The following is a 24,409-nucleotide window of genomic DNA, read 5'->3' on the forward strand; positions in this document are numbered from 1 at the left end:
GAAAAAATGAAAAAGATTAACGAAATACTCGGAACGGAATTTCCCATAATCCAGGGAGGCATGGCTAACATTGCCACCGGATCTTTTGCAGCAGCATGTTCAAACGCAGGAGCGCTTGGAATTATAGGTGTAGGCGGTATGACCCCCAAGATGCTAAGAGATGAGATCAGGATCTGCAAGAGCAAAACAGATAAGCCTTTTGGTGTAAATATAATGCTCATGCATCCTGACGCAGACGAATTTGCTGACATTGTGGTGGAGGAAAAGGTAAAGGTTGTCACAACCGGTGCAGGAAATCCTGCAAAGTACATGGACAAATGGAAGGCAGCAGGAATCATTGTGATTCCGGTAGTTGCGGCACCTATACTTGCAAAGGCTCTTGAGAAATGCGGAGCGGATATGATAATCGCTGAAGGCTGTGAGAGTGGTGGACACATCGGAGAGATGACCACAATGACTCTGGTTCCGCAGACCGTTGATTCGGTAAACATTCCTGTTATTGCAGCAGGCGGTATTGCGGATGGCAGACAGGTTAAGGCGGCATATGCACTTGGAGCCAGCGGCATTCAGGTCGGAACATGTCTTCTTGCCAGTGATGAATGTCCTATTCATGAGAATTATAAAAAGGCGGTCATCAAGGCGAAGGGAACAGATGCTATCGTCACAGGAAGAATCGGTGGAACACCGGTAAGAATCCTTAAAAACAAGATGAGCCGTGAATACATTAAGCAGGAAAAGGCAGGAGCTGATCTTTTAGAGCTTGAGAAATTTACACTTGGAAGTCTTAGAAGAGCGGTTTTTGAAGGAGATACCGAAACCGGAAGTCTCATGGCAGGACAGACTTGCGGACAGGTCAAGGAAATCAGGCCTTTGAGAAAAATTTTTGAGGAGCTAGTAAGAGAATGAAAACAGCATTTTTATATGCGGGACAGGGGAGCCAGCATAAGGGAATGGGCGAGGATCTTTACCGCGATTTTGAGGAATTCAGAGAGATTTTTGATAAGGCGGAGCTGTCTTTTGACCTTAAAAAGATGTGTTTTGAGGATCCTGATGAGGAGCTTAGTCTTACAAAATATACCCAGCCCTGCATGGTTGCTTTTGCCTCCGGTGTAACAGCGATTTTGAATAAAAGGGGAATAAAACCTGACTATCTTGCAGGCTTATCTCTGGGAGAGTATTCAGCACTTGAAGCTTCAGGAGTATGGGATGCAAAGACTGCAATTGATCTGGCAGCCTTCAGAGGAGAAGCCATGACAAAGGCAGCAGAGGGTGTTGAGTCAAAAATGGCAGCAGTGATCGGCATTTCCAGAGATAAGCTTCAGGAATCAGTTGATGAAGCATCTTCAGTTGGAGTCGTATCCATTTGTAACGACAACTGCCCGGGACAGATCGTAATCGGCGGTGAAAAGGCTGCGGTTGATAAGGCAGTAGAACTCGCCAAGGAAAATGGCGCAAAAAGATGCATGTATCTTAATGTCAGTGGCCCTTTTCATACCAAATTCATGACTCCTGCGGGAGACGCATTGAAGGAATACTTTGAAGGAATCACCTTTAATGAAGAGCAGATTCCTGTGGTATTCAATGTCAAGGGAGATGAAAGAAGAAGCGATGAATCTGTGAAAGAACTTCTTGAAAAACAGGTTCAGAGCGGCGTAAAGATGACTCAGACAATTGAGCATCTGCTTGAAAAGGGTGTAAGACGTTTTGTTGAAATCGGACCCGGAAAAGCTCTTACAGGCTTTGTAAAGAGAACTGCCAAGGAAAAGAACATTGATGACATCGAGTGTATCACCCTGGAAACTTCTAAGGATATAGAGGATTTTGTAGCATTAGCTCAGTGAGATGAATAAGTAGAGGAAACACAAATGGCACGAACAGTAGTTGTAACCGGCGCAAGCCGTGGTATTGGCAGGGAAATTGCACTGTCATTTTCAGAGAATAAATATAATGTTGTGATTACCTATGCAGGAAACGATGCAGCTGCTGCCGAAGCTGAGCAGCTCTGCAGAGAAAAAGGTGCTGAGGATGTCGTTCTTTTCAAGGGAGATGTCTCAGATGAAAAATCCTGCAAAGAGCTTGTTCAAAAAGTAGTTGAGAAGTACGGAAGAATTGACGTGCTCGTAAACAATGCCGGAATCACAAGGGATGGACTTCTTATGAGAATGAGTCCTGAGGATTTTGACAGCGTAGTGTCTACAAACCTAAAGGGCGCATTTTTGATGAGTAAGCTTGTCACAAAACCCATGATGAAGCAGCGCTATGGAAGAATAATAAATATATCCAGTGTTGTCGGTGTTCACGGAAATGCGGGACAGGCAAATTACAGTGCAAGCAAAGCAGGACTTATCGGCCTGACAAAGAGCAGCGCAAAAGAACTGGCTTCAAGAAATATTACCGTGAATGCTGTTGCACCCGGAATGATCGAAACTGACATGACAAATGTGCTGTCAGATGCACAAAAGGATAACATCAATAATTCAATTCCTGCCAAGAGAATGGGAGAGCCCGGAGACGTGGCGAATGCTGTGCTTTTCCTGGCAGACGAGAAGAGCAGCTATATTACAGGTCAGGTACTTGGAGTCGATGGCGGCATGGGAATGTAAGTTGTAAGAAAGGAACGATATGAAGAGAAGAGTAGTCGTAACCGGCCTTGGTACAGTCAATCCAATCGGTAACAGTGTAGAAGAGAGCTGGGACAGTGTAAAAAATAGCAGAATAGGAATCGGAGAAATAACAGTATTTGACACCACAGAGTATAAGACCAAGGTAGCAGCTGAGGTCAAGGATTTTGATCCTGCAAAGAAGCTGGACAGAAAAGAAATTCGTCATATGGCGAGATTTACTCAGCTTGCTTTATATGCCGCTGAAGAGGCAATAGAGGATTCAGGTCTCTGCAAGTCTGCTGACGGAGAGTATAAATTTGATACTCCTGTATCCGAGATAGCAGCAGAAAGATGCGGAGTTATTATTTCAAGCGGAATCGGTGGACTTGATGATATTGAAAAACAGCATAACCGCATGACGGAAAAAGGTAACAATATGGTCAGCCCTTTCTTTGTGCCTATGGCTATCTGTAATATGGCAGCAGCCCGCATAGCAATAGCTCATGGCTTTAAGGGAATGTGCACCTGCCCTGTTACTGCCTGCGCAGGCGGAAGTAATGCCATCGGAGATTCTTTTTTCAGAATAAGAGATGGCTACGAGGATGTGATGATCTGCGGCGGAACTGAGAGCAGCATAACTCCTCTTGGAATCGCAGGTTTCCAGAATATGAAGGCACTTTCAGATTCTACAGACCCTGCAAGAGCAAGCATTCCTTTTGATAAGGACAGAAGCGGCTTTGTAATGGGCGAGGGAAGCGGTGTCCTCGTACTTGAAGAATACGAGCATGCTGTCAGCAGAGGCGCGCATATCTATGCTGAGATAGTTGGTTATGGAAGTAACTGCGATGCTTATCACATAACTTCTCCTTCACCGGACGGAGTCGGCGGCGCAGCTTGCATGAAGCTTGCCATCAAAGATGCAGGAATCAGTGAAAATGATATCGACTACATCAACGCGCACGGAACATCAACAAGCCTTAATGATAAGTATGAAACAGCAGCCATAAAATCAGTTTTTGGCGATCATGCAAAGAAACTCTACGTCTCCAGTACAAAGTCAATGACAGGACATCTCCTCGGCGGCGCAGGCGGAGTAGAGGCTATATTTAGTGTAAAGGCATTGGAAGACGGTTTCGTTCCTCCGACTGTAGGACTTAAGGAAACTGATCCTGAACTGGATCTTAATTATGTTCCCGGTAAGGGCATAGAATCTGATCTTAAGTATGTGCTTAGTAACAGCCTTGGCTTTGGCGGACACAACGCTTGTCTCATCTTTAAGAAGTTTTAAGATTCTTTGAACGTTCTTTGTGTAGCGCTTGGAAAGTCGTATTGATTATTTTGCAATGATAGGGAAGATAGGGTTACTCTGTCATCGCATTTAGAGGAAAATAAATAGTATGAATATAGAAGAAAGAGTTGAAAAGAAATCACTTACTGCAGAGGAAATAGCTGAAATACTGCCGCACAGGTATCCTTTTGCTCTTGTGGACAGAATTATAGATCATGAGCCTGGAATATGGGCTGTGGGAAGAAAGTGCGTCAGTATGGATGAGCAGTTCTTTCAGGGACATTTTCCCGGAAGACCTATAATGCCCGGGGTTCTGATTATTGAAGCACTTGCACAGACAGGAGCTGTTGCAGCGCTATCTCTTCCTGAAAACAGAGGTAAGATTGCTCTGTTCGGAGGCATAAGGAATGCCCGCTTCAAAAAGCCTGTAACTCCAGGGGATGTTCTTGAGCTCCGCTGTCAGATGGTCAGATGCAAAGGCCCTGTGGGAGTAGCAGAAGCAGAGGCTCTTGTGGACGGAGTAGTTGTCACTAAGGCTGAAATTACATTTTCAATAATATGATACGAGGAGCAAAGGTTATAATGAGATTATGCTTGCATAAATAGCATAATTACTTAATGTACCTTACCTCATAATATAGTGACAGGATCCGGAATTTTATCAGAAATTCCGGATTTTTACATTAGCAGAGCGCTGAGATGTCCTTTACTGCTTGACAGGTGAGTTGTGCTAAATGTATTATCTTGAAGGTTCAAAATGGAATTAATGTGAAGTTATATCCTTTGCTGTGGAAAGTTGACGTTATTTCGTTTATGAGGAGTCTGACTAATTAAAATCTTATTTTAGACTGATTATTTTGTTCAAAAAAGAACATTGAAGTATCAGAAATTCAATGAAATTGGTCATTTGATGTATTCAAAATGCTAATAATGCATGAAAATATGATTCATGTATGCGCTTTTTCAGAAAGTCGTCAGTCATTCTTTAGAAAACTTTAAGATTGGCTTAATACCTTTTCGGGTTTCAGTGATGGGTATCTTTGCAAAGTATGCTATACTAGATGAAAGTTACAAAATAGGGTCAAAGGCCATAATTCGTTTATGCCTGCATAAATCGAATCATGACATATTAAACCGTTAAACGTGAGTAGGTAGCAGATTACACAGTAAATTAACGGATTTCGATTGTTTTGAATTGCGAAAGTTTCGGAAAAAGTAACTTTTATCATCAGTAATGGGCTAAATTTACTTTTGATCCTTACATCATTATTTTCAAAGGAATATATAAAATGCTCGATTATGCCATAAGTCATATATATGATAAGCTTCGCCTTCATTTTTTCCTGAAGGTTTATTCGCGTTATGAAAACAGAGAGGCAACACTCACAACGGTTGAAACTTTCAGTATGGAGATAATAATGGCTATGAATGAGCCAACTATTGCTGAGTTTGCAAAAACGCTTAATATATCCTCTCCCAATGCTGCTCACAGAATCAAGTGTCTGGTTCAAAAAGGATATCTTGAAAAAGTGCAGTCCAAGGATGATGGAAGAGAATTTCACCTTCGTCCCACCAAGAAGTATCTTGATTTCTGCAAGATCAATCAGGACTATCTGAAGATCCTTATGAAGAGGTGCGAGAAGAGATTCTCTCCTGAGGACTATAAAAAGCTTAACGAAATGCTGGATATCATAAACAAAGAGCTTATGCCTGAGCTTGATATTGAAGCTTTTAAGAATACATCCATTTGATATGGGATTAGTTTTGAGTAATTCAGGCTGTAAGAGAAGCTTGAATAGTAATTAAAGGACTTTTTCAAAATAGAATATAGACAGTTTTGTGGTGCCGCTTAAGTCAGGGAAGTTTATCTGACTGCAGAGGGTAAAAGGGAAACAGGTGTAAAACCTGTGCGAACTCGTCACTGTAAATGGGGAGTGCTGATATCGCATTTTATGACCACTGGGGAATCCCGGGAAGGCAGATAGCAGCATAATGATCCATGAGCCAGGAAACCTGCCATGAAGCTGGTACAGGATAAGATTTCCTTTTGGAAATTGTAATCCGGACCACGAGTAATTGGCCGTACCGAATAGAAGGGTTTATGAAAAATAGAACCCTGTAGTTTTGTGTGCAAAAAACTCATTTCCGGATTTTGGGAATGAGTTTTTTCTATATATAAAAAGGAGGCATTATATTATGAAAAGAAGAATAGTGTTAGCAGTGCTTGCAATGGCAACTTCAATGTCACTGGTTGTTGGATGCGGCAAAACAGGAGCTGAATCCGGAGCAGTGCAGGAAACTGTTTCTGATGAAAGTTCAAATGAAGCATCTGAGGAAGCAGAAGCGCAAGAGCAGGCTGATGAAGCAAGTGAGGAAGTAAGCGAAGCTGAAGCAGAAGAGGATGCCGCTAAAGAGCAGGCAGAGGATGCAGAAGAGACAGAGGATGATGCTGATATGAGTGATGAGGAGAAAGCTAAGGAAGTAGCTGACCTTATAGATTCTATCTATGTTCAGCAGAGAACCGACGAGACAGATGAGCTTTGTGAAAAAGCAAAGGCTGCCTGGGATAATCTTACAGATGAGCAGAAGGAACTTGTAGAAGGTGAAAACGCAGATCCTGATTACTTTGGAAGAGATACAGGTGATGCATCAAAGGATGATCCGCTTAATACAGATAACATCGGAGAAAATGAGATACTTGTTGTCAGCTTTGGAACATCTTTTAATGACAGCAGGGTGGAAGATATAAGTGGAGTTGAAAAAGCTATCGCTGATGCTTATCCTGACTGGTCTGTAAGAAGAGCTTTCACTGCTCAGATTATCATCAACCATGTTCAGGCAAGAGATGGTGAGAAAATTGATAACATGGAACAGGCTCTTGAGAGAGCAGTCCAGAATGGTGTAAAAAATCTTGTTGTTCAGCCTACACACCTTATGCATGGTGCTGAGTACGATGAGCTCAAGGAAGCAATTGACAACTATGCAGATAAATTTGACAGCGTAGTTATTGCAGAGCCCCTTCTTGGAGAAGTAGGAAGTGATGCAAGTGTAATAAATGAAGATAAGAAAGCTGTTGCCGAGGCGGTTGTGGAAGCTTCTGTAAAGTCAGCAGGTTTTGAAAGCATTAAAGCTGCAGCAGATGATCAGACTGCTTTCGTATTCATGGGACACGGAACAGCACACACTGCAAAAGTTACTTATTCTCAGATGGCAACTCAGATGAAGGAACTTGGCTATGACAATGTTTTCATTGGAACAGTTGAGGGTGAGCCTGAAGAAACTGCTTGTGACAAGGTAATCGAGAATGTCAAGGAAGCAGGCTATACAAAGGTTATTCTTCGTCCTTTGATGGTTGTTGCAGGTGATCATGCAAACAACGATATGGCTGGAGATGATGAGGATTCCTGGAAGAACATGTTTGAGGCTTCCGGAGCTTTTGAGAAAATAGACTGCCAGATAGAAGGTCTTGGAAGAATCGATGCAGTTAAGGATTTATATGTAGCTCATACTGCAGCAGCAATCTCTGAATCAGGTGTTGAAGCAGGTGAAACTGCTGCAAAGGAGGAAAGTGCTGAGGCAATTGAGAACGGAGAGTATCAGGCAAAATTCACAACTGACAGTTCAATGTTTAAGGTAAACGAAGTCTATGAGGACATGGGAACTTTAACCGTACAAGATGGTGAGATGGTAATTCATATCAGCCTTCCTTCCGAGAACATTGTAAATCTTTTTCCCGGAACAGCTGAGGATGCTATGAAGGATGGTGCAGTTCTTCTTGAGCCCACAAAGGATGAGGTTACCTACAGTGACGGTACAACAGAGACAGTAAACGGTTTTGATGTTCCTGTTCCCTATCTTGATAAGGAATTTGACCTTGCGCTGATAGGAACAAAGGGAAAGTGGTACGACCACAAGGTAGTTGTTGAAACTCCTGCTAAGTAATAACTGATAGGGTTTTTCTTAGAAAAAAACAGGAATCTAAATATAAGTAAATACTGTTAGTGTAATAAAATGCCTGCGAAGAAATACTGTATTTATCAGAATTACAAATTGGTTTCAGGAAAAATGCAGAACTAAAGTCCGGCAGGCACAAAAGAATGAGGATTTAATGAATTTTAGAAAAACAATAACCTCTTTATGTATTTTAATATTAGCAACATTTATCATAACCTCCTGCGCTTCGCAGGAGGTTACTTCCACTAATCAGAATATAAATGTAATATCAGAACATAATTACTTTGTTGATATAAGCTTTGAAGGCGGAACAGGGAAAGCTTATATCAAATCCCCGGTAGAGATTACTGATAATAATGGAAAGCTTTCTGCTAAATTTGTCTGGAGCAGCAGCAATTATGACTACATGATCGTAAACGGGCAAAAATATGAAAATGAAAATAACGGTGGAGAATCGACCTTTACCGTAGATATAGATAATATAGATGAACCTCTGACGGTTATCGGGGATACAGTGGCAATGAGTGTCCCTCATGAAATTGAATATACGATAACCTGGGGCGAAAAACACGATGGTAATACTTCTGTAGAAGAAAATCTAGAAGCAGAAAATGAAAGTAGCCCAGTAGGAGAGAATTCAGAAGCAGGCAATGAGGAGCCTTCAACAAGGAAAGATAAGAACTCAGATGCGAAATTATCTGAGTTAAAAGCTGCGCTTGAAGATGCAGGTTTATCCTTTACCGGCAAGACAGAACTTAAATATGCTACAGGTTTTGAAATAGAAAAATACGGAGATTATTCTCTCATATCTATAGATAATTCCGGGAACTATCTGGTTTTACCGGAAGGTTCAGATGAGAAGATAACAAGTAATATCCTTAAAAAAGCAGGCAAGGATGTTGTGATTTTGCAAAAGCCTCTTGATAAGACTTATCTTGTATCAACATCTGCAATGGACCTTATTAACACCTGCGGCGCCCTTGATATGGTAAAGCTTTCAGGTACAAAGAAGGAAGACTGGTACATTGATGCTGCGAAGGATGCCATGCAGGATGGAAAAATAATATATGCGGGAAAATACAGAGCTCCCGATTACGAGGTTATCCTTGGGGCAGGCTGCAATTTTGCCATAGAAAATACTATGATATATCATGAGCCCGCAGTTAAAGAAAAGCTTACAGAGCTAGGCATACCTGTACTTGTTGAGACTTCCAGCTACGAGGAGCATCCTCTTGGAAGGCTTGAATGGATAAAGCTTTACGGAGCACTTTTTGACAGGGAAAAAGAAGCAGAACAATATTTTGATGATCAGCTTGGTTCCATGAGCGCAATCATGGATGATAATAAGAAGACAGGAAAAACTGTTGCCTTTTTCCATGTAACCGCAAATGGCCTTATCAATGTAAGAAAATCCGGTGATTATATTACCAGGATGATTGAGCTTTCAGGCGGAAAGTATGCCCTCCTTGGAGCAGGGGAAGGGGAAAATGCCCTCTCAACCATGAACATGCAGATGGAGGATTTTTACAGAGAGGCGGCTTTGGCAGATATAATAATCTACAACAGCACCATCGGTGGCGAGATTCATTCTATCGATGACCTCATTGCAAAGAATAAACTGTTTAGCGATTTTAAAGCGGTAAAAGAAAAAAGAGTTTATTGTACGGAGAGAAATCTTTTTCAGCAGATAACAGGAATGGCCGAATTTTTGCGAGACTTAAGTGATGTGCTAAGTGATGTGGACAGAGACTACACTTACCTGAATAAGTTATCGTAAATGGAATTAGGAAACATATATGAATAGAAAAAGAAGCATTATATTCTTTAGCCTGATAACAATTTTCATAGTGGTAGTATTTTGGATAAGCATTATCCTTGGAAGCGCTTACGTATCCGTGTGGGACTTGCCCGGAATTATTTCCGGTAAGTCCGACAATGAGATGCTAAGAAGCATCATTCTTAATATCAGACTTCCGAGGGCAGTGTCTGCAATCATTCTGGGAGGAGCGCTGGCTCTGTCAGGATATCTTTTGCAGACCTTTTTTGGGAATCCTATCGTTGGGCCATTTGTGCTTGGAATATCTTCAGGAGCCAAGCTGTCGGTTGCCATTTTCATGATTTCATTTCTATATATGGGAAAAGAGATGGGACTAAGTATGATGGTGTTGTCAGCCTTCATTGGAGCGTCTCTTGCCATGAGTTTTGTACTTATGATTTCCACAAAAGTTAAGAGCATGAGCACTCTTGTTGTATGCGGAATAATGATAGGATATATATGTTCAGCCATAACTGATTTTGTGGTGACATTTGCGGATGATTCAAATATTGTAAATCTTCATAACTGGTCCATGGGAAGTCTTTCCGGAATAAACTGGGATGGAATCAGAGTGTTTACCGTGATCGTGATTCTGGGACTTTTACTTACGGTTACGATTTTAAAACCCATGAATGCCTACAGACTTGGGGAAGCTTATGCAAGGAGCGTTGGCGTAAATATAATTGCCCTCAGGATCATGCTCATATTTATATCAAGCATTCTTGCTGCCTGTGTAACTGCATTTGCAGGCCCCATATCCTTTGTGGGAATAGCAGTTCCTCATCTTGCAAGGATGAGCCTTAAAACTGACAGCGCTCATGTGATGATCCCCGCCAGCTTCCTTGGAGGGGCGCTCATAACATTATTTTGCGATCTTATAGCCAGAACAGTTTTTGCCCCCACTGAGGTCAGCATCAGCTCCGTGACAGCGGTGCTTCTGGTGCCGGTTGTTATTTTTATGATGATTCAAAGGAAAAAGAAGGATTGATGGATAAGTCAAAAGCGATAAGCACTGACAAACTTAATATAGGCTACAAGGAAGACCTGATAAGAGACATTTCAATAATTGTGAAAAAGGGCGAAATCGTCACACTTATAGGTCCTAACGGATGTGGTAAGACTACGCTTCTAAAGACTCTGACAGGTGAGCTTTCATTAAGGGGCGGTACCGTGTATTTAAATGGTGAGGATAAGTCTGCGTTATCTGCGTCAGAGATTGCAAAGCGCATGTCGCTCCTTATGACCTACAGGGTTAAGCCTGAGCTTATGACCTGCAGAGAGGTTGTGGAGATAGGGCGATATCCCTACACCGGGCGGCTTGGAATCCTTTCAGAAGCAGACAGGGAAAAAGTTGAAGAAGCCATGCGGTGGACTGATGTTTCAGAACTTTCGGATAAGTTTTTTGAAAAAATAAGTGACGGACAAAAACAAAGAGTCCTGCTGGCCAGAGCCATATGTCAGGAACCGGAGATTCTGGTACTTGATGAGCCCACATCTTTCCTTGATATAAGGCATAAAATCGACATTCTTCAAAAGATCAAAGCCTATGTTCAGGAGAAAAACGTGGCCGTGCTTATGTCACTTCATGAACTGGAAATAGCCAGGAAAATCTCCGATACTGTGGTTGCAATCGGAGAGAGGAAAGTCCTGAAAATAGGAAAGCCCTCAGAAGTATTTAAGGAGAGCTTCATAAGAAAGCTTTATCATATTGAGAATATAGATATTGAGCTGCTTGGGGAGATGCCCTGGGAGAAAGAAAAAGAATCTACTCAGGCAAACGCGCCCGAATCGTCTTTACATAATAATGAAGAAAGTTCCGTAGTGATAGAAAAACCTGTAGAAAAATCATCAAAAGAAGCTTCATTTAATAAAAATAAAATTGATGCTTCAGATGAAGCGCCTTTTCTCAAGAGGAAAAAGGCAAAGGTCATAATGATTCAGGGCACTATGTCAAATGCCGGAAAAAGTGTTATAGCAGCCGGTCTTTGCAGGATTTTCAGCGATGATGGGTATAAGGTTGCGCCCTTTAAGTCTCAGAATATGGCACTTAATTCTTTTATCACAAAGGACGGCTTAGAGATGGGCAGAGCCCAGGTGATGCAGGCAGAGTGTGCCAGAATTGAGCCTATGGCCATTATGAATCCCATACTCTTAAAACCTACTAGTGATGTGGGTTCCCAGGTCATTGTAAATGGCAGAGTTATCGGAAACATGAAGGCAATGGAGTATTTCAGGCACAAGAAGGATTATGTAAAAGACATTCTTGATGCTTACAACAGGCTCTCGGACATGGTAGATGTGATAGTTGTTGAGGGCGCTGGCTCTCCTGTGGAGATGAATCTTAAAAAGGATGACATCGTGAACATGGGACTTGCAGAGATGATAGATGCACCCGTTCTACTGGTTGGAGACATAGACAGAGGCGGCGTTTTTCCGCAGCTCCTTGGTACGCTTGACCTTCTTGAAGATGATGAGAGGAGAAGAGTTAAAGGGCTTATAGTCAATAAATTCCGAGGGGATATAAGGCTTTTTGATGATGGTATACGCATCCTTGAAGATAAAGGAAAAACAAGGGTTGCGGGTGTTGTTCCTTATATTGATGTCAAGCTTGATGATGAGGATTCTCTTTCTGACAGATTTACAAAAAAAGAGGTGAAGACTTTTGATATAGCTGTTATAAGGCTTCCGCATATATCGAATTTTACAGACTTTGATACCTTTGAACAGCTTGAAGATGTGTCGGTAAGGTATGTTTATGAGCCATCAGAACTTAAGGATCCTGACCTCATAATTTTGCCCGGAACCAAAAACACGATCGCAGATCTAAGGAGTATCAAGAAAAACGGCCTTTTTGATGAAGTCATAGGCAAGGCAGCAGAAGGCATCTGTGTCTTTGGAATATGCGGCGGTTTCCAGATGCTAGGCAGGAAAATAGAAGATCCTTATCATGTGGAAGAGGGCGGAAGCATTGAGGGACTTGAGCTTTTACCTGTTGATACGGTTTTGGAAAATGAGAAGGTGAGAACCCGTTATGAAGGAAAGGTGAATTCAGTTTCCGGAATCCTTAGCGGATTAGAGGGTATTTCTGTTGATGGTTATGAAATACATATGGGAAAAACCGTTCCCTATGATGAAAATGGGAAAACTGTTCCCTATGGTGAAATGGGGAATACTGTCACCTACGGAGAAATGGAAAAAAATACACCCGCCGAAGAGCCTTTAGAATTCACATCTGGCGGAACGGGATTTTGCAGTAAAAATGTGTACGGAACCTACATCCACGGCTTTTTTGATAAGAAGGAGATAGCCTCATTGGTTATTGAAAAAATCGCAAAAGCAAGGGGAAAAGATATCGTCACGGATAAGATTTCAGACTATGATGAATTCAAGGACAGGGAGTATGACCGTCTTGCAAAAGCGCTAAGAGAGAGCCTTGATATGGATTATATTTATGAAGTCCTGAACGGAAATTACAGGCTTATTAAAGGTAAGGGAGCGGAATGACATTAGAAGAATTATTTTCAATTAAAATAGATAAGCCGGATGGCAAAATCAGAATAAAGTCCAAGGAAAAATGGGATGCGGTTGCAAAGCCCATCGACGGTCTTGGGAGCTTTGAAGCGATGATAAGCCACATGGCAGAGATACAGAGGAAAACTTGTCCTGACATAGAAAAGAAAGCCATCATAATAATGTGCGCTGACAATGGCGTGTTTGAAGAGGGGGTATCCCAGACAAACCAGAAAGTTACGAGGGATGTGGCTGAGCTAATGGGACAAAAAAAGAGTTCTGTAGGTACCATGGCAAAGGGCTATCCGCTTGACTTTTTCGTCTATGATGTAGGCATAAATTGTGAGGATACGCCTTCCGGAGTTATAGCCGCCAAGGTCAGAAAAGGAACTTCGAATTTCGTTAAAGGACCTGCTATGACGCTTGATGAGTGCCTTCTGGCAATTACAACAGGAACTCTGGCAGTAAAGAACAGGAGCAGGGACGGATATGGCATTATCGCCACTGGCGAGATGGGTATAGGAAACACGACAACCAGCACAGCTCTTCTTTGTGCATTGATGGGACTTAATCCTGCGGGAGTAACAGGGAGAGGCGCAGGACTTTCCGACAGCGGACTTAAGAAAAAGGCAGAGGTTGTTCAAAAGGGGCTGGAGCTTCACAGAGGAGATAAAAAGAATTCAAAGATAGTTACCAAAGAAGAGGCAATTGACGCACTCATGCGCCTTGGAGGTTTTGACATAGCAGGACTCACCGGAGTTTTTATAGGAGGTGCGCTATACCATGTGCCGATAGTGGTAGATGGACTGATTAGTGCAGTTGCAGGGCTTTTGGCTGAGAGGCTTGTACCCGGCAGCAGTGATTATATGATTCCATCACACATGGGGAGAGAGAAAGGAATGGAGATTGTTCTTGGTGAGCTTTCACTTAAACCTGTAATCCATGCTGACCTTGCCCTGGGAGAGGGAACCGGTGCTATTATGCTTTTTCCTATGCTTGATATGGCTATGTCTCTTTATCTTAACGGCACGGAATTTAACGACACCGTAATAGAGCAGTATGAGAGGTTTGACAGATGATTTATCTTGTAATCGGTACCAGCAACAGCGGAAAATCCGTTCTTGCAGAGGAGCTTTCCATGAAGACGGATGACCCATACAGAGTATATCTCGCCACCATGAAGATATATGATGATGCAGGAAAAGAGCGTGTGGAAAAGCATAGAAGACAGCGGGAAGGAAAAGGCTTTGTCACTATAGAAAAAGAGTACGGAATAGCTGAGACTTTAGCCCAAATTCCTGATCCACAAAAGACAACGGTGCTTCTGGAGTGCGTATCCAATTTAGCCGGAAATGAGATGTTCGAGAATCCTGAAGGAAAAAATCTGACGACCATAGAACTTATAGACAAAGTTGTTGATGAGATAAAGCAGCTCTCGAAGAAAGTTAATAATATCATTATTGTCACGAATGAGTACGAGAGAGATGATGAGGGATATGACGTTTCCACAAGGCGATATGTGTATATCCTTAGCATGATAAATGAGAAGCTGTCTGCTTTTTCAGAGAAGATATATGATCTGAGGAAAGGAAACTAAAGTTGAAAATATTTAGATGGCTCGCTGTAACTTTTTCCATGTACAGTAAGATACCTATGCCTGTGTTTGAGTGGAAGGAAGATGATATGGCGCACAGCCTCACATTTTTCACATTCGTAGGGGCTGTGATTGGGGCAGTAGTTCTGCTTTTAAATAGTTTTGATCCGCTTATGAAACTGCCCGTGGCGGTCAGAATTATCCTGACGATTCTGACTCCAATTCTTATAACCGGCGGCTTTCATCTGGACGGTTTTATGGATACGGAGGATGCCCTTAATTCCTACGCATCAAAGGAGAGAAAACTGGAAATCCTAAAGGATTCCCATATCGGTGCATTTGCGGTTATATCACTTTTAAAATGGTATCTGATTTATGCAGCTGCTGTTACAGCGATTTTGCTAAGTCCCAAATACGATACAAGGCTTATTGTTATTTTGGGATTGACCTTTGTTATTTCAAGGGCAGCCAGTGCTTTTACTTCACTAACCTTTAAGAAAGCAAAAAAGGAAGGAATGCTTTATGAAGAAACAAAGAATAATCAGAAGGGAACGGTATTTTTTAATCTTTTCATATTTCTTATAAGCTGCGGGGGAATGATTTACGCTAAACCGCTCTATGGAGCAGCTACAGTGTTGGCATTTTTGGCGCATACATTGTATTACAAAAGGAAGATTTATAAAGAGTTTGGCGGCGTCACCGGAGATACCGCAGGATTTTTTGTAACGACGGGCGAGATTGTCATGGCCGCTGTTTTGGCAATTGTGGTTTATTTGTAAAAAAGCCTATAATATCCACCTGCCTATGTGGATAGATTGATAGTATCGGCTTATCAATGTGGATAATTAAATATGGCTGTATTGATAGGTTGGAAATGGCGTTTTTTGGCAGGAAAGCTTGCCATATTATTAATTTGATAAGGAAAAACTAACGGATGGGATTGTTTTTTAGACTTCATATAGCAGGGCTGGTACTTGGCATAATACTTGACCAGATAATCGGAGATCCTCACAGGCTCCCGCATCCAATAAGAGCGATTGGCAACCTGATTTCCTTTTTTGAAAAAGTGCTGCTGGGAGGCGATCTTAAGGATAAAAAGAGAGAATATCAAAGGGAAAAGAGAAACGGAATCCTTCTGTGGCTTAGTGTGGAGCTTATTGTAATTGCGGTTATGGCAGTTATCGTAGGCACGGCATATTTTTTAAACATGTATATTGGCGTTGTTTTTGAGGCGATTTTTACCTGCTATATTCTTGCAGCAAGGAGCCTTTGCAGAGAGAGCATGGCGGTAGCTTCAGAGCTTGAAAAGAGCGATATCGGGAAGGCAAGATATGCATTATCCATGATCGTCGGGAGAGATACCAAAGAGCTGTCCGAGGAGGAAGTGATCAAGGCGGCAGTCGAGACTGTGGCTGAAAATACATCTGATGGAGTAATTGCGCCGCTCCTTTACACGGCGCTTTTCGGACCTGTGATCGGGATGGCATATAAAGCTGTAAATACCATGGATTCCATGCTTGGGTATCACAATGACAGATACGAATATTTTGGAAGCTTTGCAGCAAGGGCAGACGACTTTTTCAATTTTCTTCCGGCCCGTATCAGCGCAGTTTTCATGATTGCAGCAAGCTTTATTTTAGAGCTTTTTTCAAAGAATATTGATGGGAAAAGAGCCTCTAAAATTTGGAAAAGAGACAGGCTTAATCACAAGTCTCCCAACTCAGCCCAGACAGAGAGCGTCTGCGCCGGTGCTTTGGGACTAAAGCTTGGCGGAACTCATACATATAAGGGAGTTGTTGTTGAAAAGCCCACAATCGGCGACGAAGTACGAAAGCCGGAGAAAAAGGACATCAAAAGAGCCAATGACCTTATGTTTATGACTGAGGCAATCACGGCAGTAGTGCTCTTGGTCATTATGTGCCTTGTTGGATTTTTCGCAGGCGTTTAATTACAGACTACGATGATTTTATGAATGCACTAAGGAAAATGCGTTCAAGAATCCTTTTTTCTCATAAAACAGATTTTATTGGTGGAAATATATGGCACATGGCGGTGACATTTACAGAAATAAAGTGAATATGGACTTTTCAGTGAACCTGAATCCTCTTGGTACACCGGCAAAGGTCATGGAAGCGGTAAGGAATTCAGTTGAAAGGGCAGGTGTTTACCCTGACATCACGCAGCAGGAGATAAGAGAAATCATAGCGGATGCAAACGGAGTTTCGCCGGAATCTGTGTATGCAGGTAACGGCGCATCTGAGCTTATTATGGCTGCGGTTAAGGCTGTACGACCTGCGACAGCTTTACTATTTGAACCGGGATTTTCAGGGTATGAGCATGCTTTGTTATCAGTGGATTGCAGGATAAAGAGACACCTGCTAAACAAGGAAAATGGCTTTAGATTTTCGGAAGAGGATATAAAGGCATTAAGTGAAGAATCAGGTGACAGACCAGGTATGATTTTTATATGTGATCCCTCAAATCCAACAGGAGTAAATATTGAAGAAGAAATCCTTATAGAAATTCTTGATATTGCAAAGGAAAGAGATGTTTATGTATGCCTCGACGAGAGCTTCCTTTATATGTCAGAAAAGATAGGAAAATTCTGGAATGCAGACGATTCAGGTAGAGTAGGAAATGCAAATGAATTTCTTAAAGCAAGAGTAAGAGACCTCATTACAAAGTATGAAAATCTGATAATCATCAGGTCTTTGACAAAGCTCCTTGCGCTCCCGGGAATCAGAATGGGCTATGCAATTTCGTCTCCGAGAAACATCAAAAAGATGATAAGACAGCTCCCCGAATGGAACCTTTCCGTCTGTAGTGAAGCAGCTATGAAGGAAGGAATACGACTTATAGGAGAGATGGATTTTATCAAAAGCACGAATGATCTAATTAGTAGTGAAAGAAGTTTCCTTATGAGCAAACTTAGGAATCTTGGGCTTAAGGTTTATGAAAGCGACAGTTCATTTATTCTGTTTGAGGGACCTTCTGATTTGTATGATGCGCTGCTTTCAAAGGGAATACTAATAAGAGACTGCAGCGATTATTACGGACTTGAAAAGGGATTTTTCAGAATCGCTGTTAAGGGACATTTGGAAAACGAAAAGCTTGTGGAAGCTTTGGAAGATGTTTTACACACTTTTTGAGAACGAAAGCCTTGATGTTTTAGAAGTATTAAGGCAAAGTTTGAATGGCGTTTACGAAATATAAAGACATAAACTTTTTGAGGTGCTGTGTATGAATTATGAAAATGTAAAACCTGCTGATATAGAGAAAAGGAGTTTTGAGATCATAACGAAGGAGCTGGAAGATGCCGGGATTTTCCTGGATGAAGAAACTTCTTTTATCACCAAAAGATGCATTCATACTTCAGCAGATTTTGACTATGCATCAACTCTTACATTTTCTAAAGGGGCAGTGGAAAAGATACAGAATCTTATACGAAATGGTGCCTGCATAGTAACTGATACCAACATGGCTCTTTCGGGGATAAATAAGAAGAAGCTTGCAAGTTTTGGCGGTGAGGCGTTTTGCTTTATGGCTGATGAGGATGTTGCTCTGGAGGCATCAAAAAGAGGAACCACAAGGGCACAGGCTTCAATGGAAAAAGCAGCCAGGCTCGACAAGGATGTGATTTTTGCTATAGGAAATGCTCCGACCGCTTTGATAAAGCTCTACGAGATGATGGAAGAGGGGTTTTTTACACCAAAGTTTGTCATAGGTGTGCCGGTGGGTTTTGTGAACGTGGTTTGGGCAAAAGAGCTTTTTCTTAATTCCGATGTGCCCTACATAATAAATAAAGGCAGGAAAGGCGGAAGCAACATTGCGGCAGCTATCTGCAACGCAGTTCTTTACAGCCTGTGATTTTCGGTCATTATCGCTTTTGCCTGAAAGAAGATATATATATTACTTTGACACGGGGAATAAGATGAAAAAAGGATTTACCACGGGAAGCTGTGCTGCAGCAGCAAGTAAAGCCGCTGCAATCATGCTTTTATCAGGGAAAAAGAAAACACAAATTGAAATAGAGACACCTGCAGGAATTAAGTACAGTCCAGAGCTTGAAGACATACAGTTTGATAGCGGCTATGCAAGCTGTGCGGTGAGAAAACAGTCCGGGGATGACCCTGATATCACCAATGGAATTCTGGTTTATGCTAAAGTTTCCTGCATTGATCCAAAGGATGAGGAAAGCAGAGTTTTAATAGATGGCGGAAAAGGTGTCGGAAGGGTAACCCGTCCGGGGCTTGATCAGCCTGTAGGTAATGCTGCGATAAATTCTGTGCCCAGGCAGATGATTGAAAAAGAAGTGAGGCAGGTCATGGATCTTTATGACTATGATGGTTCACTTTTCATAGAAATATCAGTTCCTGATGGTGAGGCACTTGCTGAAAAAACTTTTAATCCAAGACTCGGAATCGAAGGCGGGATATCTATCATCGGTACCACAGGCATTGTGGAGCCCATGAGTACCAAAGCCCTTCTTGATACTATCCTTGTGGAGCTTCGGCAAAAGAGAGCCATGGGCGATTGCTGTGCCATAGTTTCACCCGGCAATTATGGCAGAGAGTTTATGAAGGAAAAATATGGATATGACCTCGATGCGGCGGTTAAGTGCTCGAATTATATCGGGGAGACCATAGATATGGCAAAGGAACTGGGCTTTGAAAAGCTGGTGCTTTGCGGACATATCGGGAAACTGATAAAGGTCTCCGGCGGTATCATGAACACCCACTCAAGAGAGGCAGACTGCAGAATGGAGCTTTTGGCAGCAGCTGCCATAAAGTGCGGAGCATCAACTGAAGTTTTACAGGAAATCCTTGGCTGCGTGTCCACCGAGGAGGCTCTTGATATTTATTTTAGAGAGGGCATAGAAAAAGAATGCTTTGATTATATTATGGAGAAAATCGCTTTTTATCTAAGCAAAAGAGGAGCAGGGCAGATTCAGACAGAGTGCATAATGTATTCCAATAAAGAGGGACTTTTGGGAAAAACTGAAAATGCTGAGGACATTTTTCAGAACAAAGATTTCTAAAGGATATTTTTTAAGACGAGGATATATAGATGGTAAATTTCGTTGGAGCAGGTCCCGGGGCAGTGGATCTTATAACTGTAAGAGGAATGGAACTTCTGAAAAAAGCAGATGTTGTGATATATGCGGGAAGCCTTGTGAATCCCGAAATCCTTACGTACACCAGGAAGGAAGCCAAAATATATAACAGCGCAGTTATGACCCTTGAAGAGGTCATGGCGGTGATGATAAATGCTCATAAAGAAGGCAAAGAAGTGGTGAGACTTCATACAGGAGAGCCCAGCATTTACGGTGCAGTTCGTGAGCAGATGGACGAGCTTGATAAAGAGAAAATACCCTATGCGTCCTGCCCCGGAGTCAGTGCATGTTTTGGCGCTGCTGCAGCTCTAAATATCGAGTACACACTTCCTGACGTTTCACAGACTTTAATAATAACGAGACTTGAAGGAAAAACAAAGGTCCCGGAAAAGGAGCAGATGGAGCTGTTATCACAGCACGGTGCATCCATGGCTATTTATCTTAGTGCAGGAATGCTTAAGGAATTGTCGGACAGACTTATAAGCGGCGGCTATTCCAAGGATACTCCTTGTGCAATCGTGTATAAGGCCACCTGGCCCGAGGAGAAGAAGATTATCTGCACCCTTGAAAATCTTGCAGAAAAAGCATCCGAAGAAAATATCACAAAGACAGCAATAGTTCTTGTGGGAGATGCCATAAGCCACAGCAGTTATGACAGATCAAAGCTTTATGATCCTGAGTTCTCAACGGAATTCAGGAAAAGAAAATCAGGTATTACAAATGAAGAAGATAGCTGTATGCTTTACGAAACCCGGCGCGGGTATTTTAGAAAAAATAAATGAAGGATGCGTAAAGAATGGAATCGAAGCACCGGACTGCTATGTCTGCATGGACTCCGATGATTTTCCAAAGTCATTCAAAAAGACTGGGAAAAAGATAGGTGAGTGGACCGGGGAAGTTTTTCATACAGGTAATGCACTTATTTTCATTGGCGCCACCGGGATTGCAGTAAGAGCAATTTCAGGTCTTCCAAAGGATAAGCTAGGTGACTGCCCTGTTATTGTAATAGATGATAACGGACAGTTTGTGATTCCCTTGCTCTCCGGGCATGCAGGCGGTGCAAACAAGCTTGCGGTGATTCTTTCAGAGCTTCTTGGAGCCATACCCGTTATAACCACTTCAACTGATGTTAATGATTCTTTTTCAGTTGATACATTTGCTGTGGAAAACAGGCTAACGATTGCCAATAGGGACGGAATAAAAAGGGTTTCAGTAAAGGCGATTGAAAATAAGAAGGTAACCTTATCCATAAAGAATTATCCTCCAAAGGAAAAGGTGGACGTGGCGGTTAGCGATGATACGGATGCTGAGTGTTCACTTTTACTAAAACCCAAAAAATACACAGTTGGTCTCGGGATGAAAAAAGATAGAGATAAGAAAGCGGTGCTTGATTTTTTTCTTAAGACCCTTGAAAACATCGGTATAGAAACCAGCGAAGTTTACGCTATTTGCACCATTGATCTGAAGGAAAATGAAGAAGCAATAACTGATTTAAGGGACAGATTCAGGATACCTGTGCTGTCTTTTGATAAAGAAATATTAAACAAGGTGCAGGGGAATTTTGAAGCCTCTGATTTTGTAAAAAACACAGTCGGTGTGGACAATGTATGCGAGCGGGCAGCAGTTGCAGGGGCAGGGCCTATGGCTGAGCTGGTCCTTAAAAAGCAGGCTCATAATGGTATGACAATCGCAATCGCCAGGAGAAACTCTCCTGGAATAGGATTTTGAGGTGAATATAATTGGGTAAAATAAGTGTAGTTGGAATTGGTCCCGGAAGCATGGGAATGATGACTATTGAAGCCATGGAAGCGCTTAAAAGAAGCGATATTATTGTGGGCTACAAGACCTATATTGAACTCGTAAGGGGCAGCTTTCCTGAAAAGGAGTTTTATGAAAACGGAATGCGCGGAGAGATTCAGCGCTGTGAAAAGTGTGTTGAACTTGCGAAAGAAGGAAAATCGGTAGCGCTTATCTGCAGCGGTGATGCTGGAGTATATGGAATGGCTTCGCCGCTTTTGGAAATCGCAGACAGAGAAGATTTTCATGAAGTGGAGGTAATCCCCGGAGTGACTGCAGCCCTAAGTGGTGGAGCGGTTCTTGGAGCGCCTTTAAGTCATGATTTTTGCATAATAAGTATGAGTGATCTTCTTACACCCTTTGAAGTGATTGAAAATAGGCTAAGATGTGCGGCGGAGGGGGATTTTTGTATTGCCATTTATAACCCCTCAAGCCACAAGAGGGCAGACTATTTGCAAAGAGCCTGTGAAATCCTGCTGGAAAAACTCCCTGAGGATACTGCCTGCGGATATGTCAGAAACATCAGAAGAGATGGATGTGAGAAAAAGGTCTGCACTCTTAAGGAGCTTTCACAGGAGAAGGTGGACATGTTTACTACAGTTTTCATAGGCAACTCAATGACCAGAATATTGGACGGCAAACTTATCACCCCCAGAGGATATGAGCTATGAGTAATATAGTTATTTTTTCAGGAACAACTGAAGGAAGAACCTTGTCTGAGCGACTTTCCAAAGCAAAAATCCGGCACACCGTCTGTGTTGCAACAGAGTACGGAAAAGAAATGATGGACGAAAATGAGTATGCAAAAGTCCATGTAGGACGTATGGATGCTGAGAAAATGGAATCATTTTTGTCAGAGGTATTTGATGGCGGTAGGAAGGATTCAGAAGAGAAATCCTTGAAATATCTCATAATTGACGCAACTCACCCATACGCTGTTGAGGTCACTAAGAACATCAGGAAGGCTGCAAAATCTCTTGGAGTTAAATATCTCAGAGTCAGCAGGAGCATTGAAGCCAGGCTCCCTAAGGATGCCGCTAAATATCATGATATTGAGAAATGTGCAGCTTCAATGGATAGCACTGAAGGAAATATACTCCTTACTACCGGCAGTAAAGAACTTCATATATACTGCGAAAATGTATCTGAGGATACCAAAAACAGAACCTATGTCAGAGTTTTGCCATCTGTTCAAAGCCTTAAGCTTTGTGAGGATGAGAATATTGCTCCGGATCATATTGTAGCCATGCAAGGCCCTTTTTCCAAAGAGCTGAATGAAGCTGTGATAAGACAGTATGACATAAAGCATCTGATTACAAAGGAGAGCGGGGCATCAGGTGGATTTGCGGAAAAGGTCGAAGCGGCAGAAACTTTAGGAATAAAACTTCATATGATAGAACGTCCAGACGATAAGGGAATAAGCCTTGATGATGCCTGTAAACTTATTTTGTCAGAAGAGCCTTTTTGTAGTGATAATTATGATGAAGGCGGATTTTTAATGAGGATATCTCTTGTTGGACTTGGCATGGGCAGGGCAGAATTTATGACTAAAGAAGCCATTGATATTATTGCGAATTCTGATGTGGTCTTTGGTGCGAAGAGGCTTATAAAGGATATTGAAGCGCCGGTTAAATATGAGATGTACAGGGCTGAGGATATCATTCCTGTTCTTGAAAGAAAAAAGCCAGAAAAAGCAGCTATTATCTTTTCGGGAGATACCGGTTTTTACAGCGGCGCCAAAAAGATGTTTAAGGCTCTTAAGAACTGGAAAGATGATGCTGATGTAAAGGTGATTCCCGGAATTTCATCTATTTCATATTTTGCTGCAAAGCTTGGGGAGAGCTACGACGATGCCTGCCTTTTTAGCATACACGGCAGGAAGAATGCTGAAGAATTAGAAGCTCTTTTAGAGGAAATAAAATACAACAAAAAGGTTTTCATTCTGTTGTCAGATTCTAAGGATGTTCAGAGGCTTTCAAAAAGGCTGGAAGAGTCAGGGCTTGAAGGGAAAATCGTGGTGGGAGCAGATTTTTCCTATGATAGTGAGAAAATCTGTGAAATGACCTTTAAAGAGGGAGAAGAATATTGTGCTGATGGAGTTCTGACTGCTCTTGTGGTTAATTATAATCCCTTAAAGCGGCCTTTGATTAATGTGGCGAGGGATACAGATTTTATTAGAGGTGAGATACCTATGACAAAGGAGGTTATCCGCCATGAGAGCATTATCCGGCTTAACTTGAAAGAGAGAGATGTCTTTTATGATATAGGAGGAGGAACAGGTTCAGTCGCAATTGAGGCAGCGCAGCTAAGCCCAAGCCTTAAGGTTTACACCATAGAGAGGAAGCCTCAGGCAGCAGAACTTATCAGGAAAAATGTTCTGAACAAAAGATTATCTAATGTGACAGTGATAGAAGGCGCAGCTGAGGAAGTCCTTGCCGGCATGGAGAAGCCCGATTGTGTTTTCATTGGCGGAAGCGGCGGGAAACTTAAATATATAATTGAACTCCTTAAGGCTAAAGGAAGCGGTATAAGATATGTCATTAACGCTGTCAGTCTTGAAACAATGTGTGAAGTCAGAGAAATCATAAATGAGTATGAGCCTGCCGATGAGGAAACGATAATGATCTCCATAAGTGATGTAAAAAAACTCGCATCTTACCATATGCTGCAAGGGCAAAATCCTATATGGATTTTCTCATTCACTATTTGAGGATATTATTACTACATAGATGAG

At 42.0% G+C, this 24,409-nt stretch carries 20 protein-coding genes, 2 pseudogenes and 1 riboswitch; all 22 genes and pseudogenes read left to right on the top strand.

What is annotated here, in order from left to right; all coding sequences use genetic code 11:
- The first annotated feature begins 6 nt into the window (after nucleotides 1–6).
- Nucleotides 7–906 (top strand): DUF561 domain-containing protein, encoded by a 900-nt coding sequence (locus G622_RS0108845; RefSeq protein WP_026510422.1) that lies wholly within the window; start codon nucleotides 7–9, stop codon nucleotides 904–906.
- Complete coding sequence (fabD, locus tag G622_RS0108850; RefSeq protein ID WP_026510423.1) at nucleotides 903–1,841, top strand: ACP S-malonyltransferase; 939 nt, start codon at nucleotides 903–905, stop codon at nucleotides 1,839–1,841. The genes G622_RS0108845 and fabD overlap by 4 nt, the downstream gene beginning before the upstream one ends.
- Before the next feature lie 24 nt (nucleotides 1,842–1,865).
- Complete coding sequence (gene fabG / locus G622_RS0108855; protein ID WP_026510424.1) at nucleotides 1,866–2,603, top strand: 3-oxoacyl-[acyl-carrier-protein] reductase; 738 nt, start codon at nucleotides 1,866–1,868, stop codon at nucleotides 2,601–2,603.
- A 19-nt stretch (nucleotides 2,604–2,622) separates the two neighbouring features.
- Nucleotides 2,623–3,891, top strand: coding sequence for a beta-ketoacyl-ACP synthase II (fabF, locus tag G622_RS0108860; protein WP_026510425.1), 1,269 nt, complete (start codon nucleotides 2,623–2,625; stop codon nucleotides 3,889–3,891).
- A gap of 109 nt (nucleotides 3,892–4,000) precedes the next feature.
- Nucleotides 4,001–4,453, top strand: coding sequence for a 3-hydroxyacyl-ACP dehydratase FabZ (fabZ, locus tag G622_RS0108865; protein ID WP_044957393.1), 453 nt, complete (start codon nucleotides 4,001–4,003; stop codon nucleotides 4,451–4,453).
- 727 nt (nucleotides 4,454–5,180) lie between these two features.
- Nucleotides 5,181–5,642 carry a MarR family winged helix-turn-helix transcriptional regulator gene (locus G622_RS0108870; RefSeq protein WP_026510427.1) on the top strand — a complete coding sequence of 154 codons (462 nt, stop codon included), beginning with the start codon at nucleotides 5,181–5,183 and terminating at the stop codon, nucleotides 5,640–5,642.
- A gap of 72 nt (nucleotides 5,643–5,714) precedes the next feature.
- Nucleotides 5,715–5,926: riboswitch (cobalamin riboswitch) on the top strand.
- A gap of 161 nt (nucleotides 5,927–6,087) precedes the next feature.
- Nucleotides 6,088–7,419 (top strand): annotated as a pseudogene (locus G622_RS0108875) (sirohydrochlorin cobaltochelatase); the annotation flags it as partial.
- Nucleotides 7,420–7,999: 580 nt separating this feature from the next.
- Nucleotides 8,000–9,622: an ABC transporter substrate-binding protein gene (locus G622_RS0108880; protein WP_026510429.1), complete on the top strand. Its 1,623-nt coding sequence runs from the start codon at nucleotides 8,000–8,002 to the stop codon at nucleotides 9,620–9,622.
- Between the two features lie 19 nt (nucleotides 9,623–9,641).
- A complete protein-coding gene (locus G622_RS0108885) occupies nucleotides 9,642–10,649 on the top strand; it encodes a FecCD family ABC transporter permease (RefSeq protein ID WP_026510430.1) in 1,008 nt (335 codons plus the stop codon).
- A pseudogene (locus G622_RS27015) lies at nucleotides 10,649–11,146 on the top strand (ABC transporter ATP-binding protein); the annotation flags it as partial. The gene G622_RS0108885 and the pseudogene G622_RS27015, both read left to right, overlap by 1 nt.
- Nucleotides 11,147–11,593: 447 nt before the next feature.
- Nucleotides 11,594–13,165, top strand: coding sequence for a cobyric acid synthase (locus G622_RS27020; RefSeq protein ID WP_044957418.1), 1,572 nt, complete (start codon nucleotides 11,594–11,596; stop codon nucleotides 13,163–13,165).
- Complete coding sequence (locus G622_RS0108895; RefSeq protein WP_026510431.1) at nucleotides 13,162–14,250, top strand: nicotinate-nucleotide--dimethylbenzimidazole phosphoribosyltransferase; 1,089 nt, start codon at nucleotides 13,162–13,164, stop codon at nucleotides 14,248–14,250. Before G622_RS27020 ends, G622_RS0108895 begins: the two co-directional genes overlap by 4 nt.
- Entirely contained in the window at nucleotides 14,247–14,768 is a 522-nt protein-coding gene (locus G622_RS0108900) for a bifunctional adenosylcobinamide kinase/adenosylcobinamide-phosphate guanylyltransferase (RefSeq protein WP_026510432.1), read from the top strand. Before G622_RS0108895 ends, G622_RS0108900 begins: the two co-directional genes overlap by 4 nt.
- Nucleotides 14,769–14,770: 2 nt before the next feature.
- On the top strand, nucleotides 14,771–15,544 hold the full coding sequence (locus G622_RS0108905) for an adenosylcobinamide-GDP ribazoletransferase (RefSeq protein WP_026510433.1): 774 nt from the start codon (nucleotides 14,771–14,773) through the stop codon (nucleotides 15,542–15,544).
- 155 nt (nucleotides 15,545–15,699) lie between these two features.
- Nucleotides 15,700–16,713, top strand: coding sequence for an adenosylcobinamide-phosphate synthase CbiB (cbiB, locus tag G622_RS0108910; RefSeq protein WP_044957396.1), 1,014 nt, complete (start codon nucleotides 15,700–15,702; stop codon nucleotides 16,711–16,713).
- Between the two features lie 91 nt (nucleotides 16,714–16,804).
- Nucleotides 16,805–17,914, top strand: coding sequence for a pyridoxal phosphate-dependent aminotransferase (locus G622_RS0108915; RefSeq protein ID WP_026510435.1), 1,110 nt, complete (start codon nucleotides 16,805–16,807; stop codon nucleotides 17,912–17,914).
- 91 nt (nucleotides 17,915–18,005) lie between these two features.
- A complete protein-coding gene (locus tag G622_RS0108920) occupies nucleotides 18,006–18,632 on the top strand; it encodes a precorrin-8X methylmutase (protein WP_196814196.1) in 627 nt (208 codons plus the stop codon).
- Between the two features lie 64 nt (nucleotides 18,633–18,696).
- The gene (gene cbiD, locus G622_RS0108925; protein WP_026510437.1) at nucleotides 18,697–19,803 is read left to right on the top strand and encodes a cobalt-precorrin-5B (C(1))-methyltransferase CbiD; all 1,107 of its coding nucleotides are present in this window, start codon (nucleotides 18,697–18,699) and stop codon (nucleotides 19,801–19,803) included.
- Between the two features lie 29 nt (nucleotides 19,804–19,832).
- Entirely contained in the window at nucleotides 19,833–20,660 is an 828-nt protein-coding gene (gene cobM / locus G622_RS22285; RefSeq protein ID WP_044915447.1) for a precorrin-4 C(11)-methyltransferase, read from the top strand.
- Nucleotides 20,599–21,606 carry a cobalt-precorrin 5A hydrolase gene (locus tag G622_RS22290; protein WP_049945764.1) on the top strand — a complete coding sequence of 336 codons (1,008 nt, stop codon included), beginning with the start codon at nucleotides 20,599–20,601 and terminating at the stop codon, nucleotides 21,604–21,606. Before cobM ends, G622_RS22290 begins: the two co-directional genes overlap by 62 nt.
- Nucleotides 21,607–21,617: 11 nt before the next feature.
- The gene (cobJ, locus tag G622_RS0108940) at nucleotides 21,618–22,346 is read left to right on the top strand and encodes a precorrin-3B C(17)-methyltransferase (RefSeq protein ID WP_026510438.1); all 729 of its coding nucleotides are present in this window, start codon (nucleotides 21,618–21,620) and stop codon (nucleotides 22,344–22,346) included.
- A complete protein-coding gene (locus G622_RS0108945) occupies nucleotides 22,343–24,385 on the top strand; it encodes a bifunctional cobalt-precorrin-7 (C(5))-methyltransferase/cobalt-precorrin-6B (C(15))-methyltransferase (RefSeq protein ID WP_026510439.1) in 2,043 nt (680 codons plus the stop codon). Before cobJ ends, G622_RS0108945 begins: the two co-directional genes overlap by 4 nt.
- The last annotated feature ends 24 nt before the right edge of the window (nucleotides 24,386–24,409 follow it).

The sequence above is a fragment of the Butyrivibrio sp. LC3010 genome, from assembly GCF_000424385.1.
GTDB lineage: Bacteria > Bacillota > Clostridia > Lachnospirales > Lachnospiraceae > Butyrivibrio.

Bases quoted from the DNA above. Each gene is read 5' to 3' on its own strand.
- G622_RS0108845 (WP_026510422.1), top strand. From the start codon at position 7: ATGAAAAAGATTAACGAAATACTCGGAACGGAATTTCCCATAATCCAG.
- fabD (WP_026510423.1), top strand. From the start codon at position 903: ATGAAAACAGCATTTTTATATGCGGGACAGGGGAGCCAGCATAAGGGA.
- fabG (WP_026510424.1), top strand. From the start codon at position 1,866: ATGGCACGAACAGTAGTTGTAACCGGCGCAAGCCGTGGTATTGGCAGG.
- fabF (WP_026510425.1), top strand. From the start codon at position 2,623: ATGAAGAGAAGAGTAGTCGTAACCGGCCTTGGTACAGTCAATCCAATC.
- fabZ (WP_044957393.1), top strand. From the start codon at position 4,001: ATGAATATAGAAGAAAGAGTTGAAAAGAAATCACTTACTGCAGAGGAA.
- G622_RS0108870 (WP_026510427.1), top strand. From the start codon at position 5,181: ATGCTCGATTATGCCATAAGTCATATATATGATAAGCTTCGCCTTCAT.
- G622_RS0108880 (WP_026510429.1), top strand. From the start codon at position 8,000: ATGAATTTTAGAAAAACAATAACCTCTTTATGTATTTTAATATTAGCA.
- G622_RS0108885 (WP_026510430.1), top strand. From the start codon at position 9,642: ATGAATAGAAAAAGAAGCATTATATTCTTTAGCCTGATAACAATTTTC.
- G622_RS27020 (WP_044957418.1), top strand. From the start codon at position 11,594: ATGATTCAGGGCACTATGTCAAATGCCGGAAAAAGTGTTATAGCAGCC.
- G622_RS0108895 (WP_026510431.1), top strand. From the start codon at position 13,162: ATGACATTAGAAGAATTATTTTCAATTAAAATAGATAAGCCGGATGGC.
- G622_RS0108900 (WP_026510432.1), top strand. From the start codon at position 14,247: ATGATTTATCTTGTAATCGGTACCAGCAACAGCGGAAAATCCGTTCTT.
- cbiB (WP_044957396.1), top strand. From the start codon at position 15,700: ATGGGATTGTTTTTTAGACTTCATATAGCAGGGCTGGTACTTGGCATA.
- G622_RS0108915 (WP_026510435.1), top strand. From the start codon at position 16,805: ATGGCACATGGCGGTGACATTTACAGAAATAAAGTGAATATGGACTTT.
- G622_RS0108920 (WP_196814196.1), top strand. From the start codon at position 18,006: ATGAATTATGAAAATGTAAAACCTGCTGATATAGAGAAAAGGAGTTTT.
- cbiD (WP_026510437.1), top strand. From the start codon at position 18,697: ATGAAAAAAGGATTTACCACGGGAAGCTGTGCTGCAGCAGCAAGTAAA.
- cobM (WP_044915447.1), top strand. From the start codon at position 19,833: ATGGTAAATTTCGTTGGAGCAGGTCCCGGGGCAGTGGATCTTATAACT.
- G622_RS22290 (WP_049945764.1), top strand. From the start codon at position 20,599: ATGAAGAAGATAGCTGTATGCTTTACGAAACCCGGCGCGGGTATTTTA.
- G622_RS0108945 (WP_026510439.1), top strand. From the start codon at position 22,343: ATGAGTAATATAGTTATTTTTTCAGGAACAACTGAAGGAAGAACCTTG.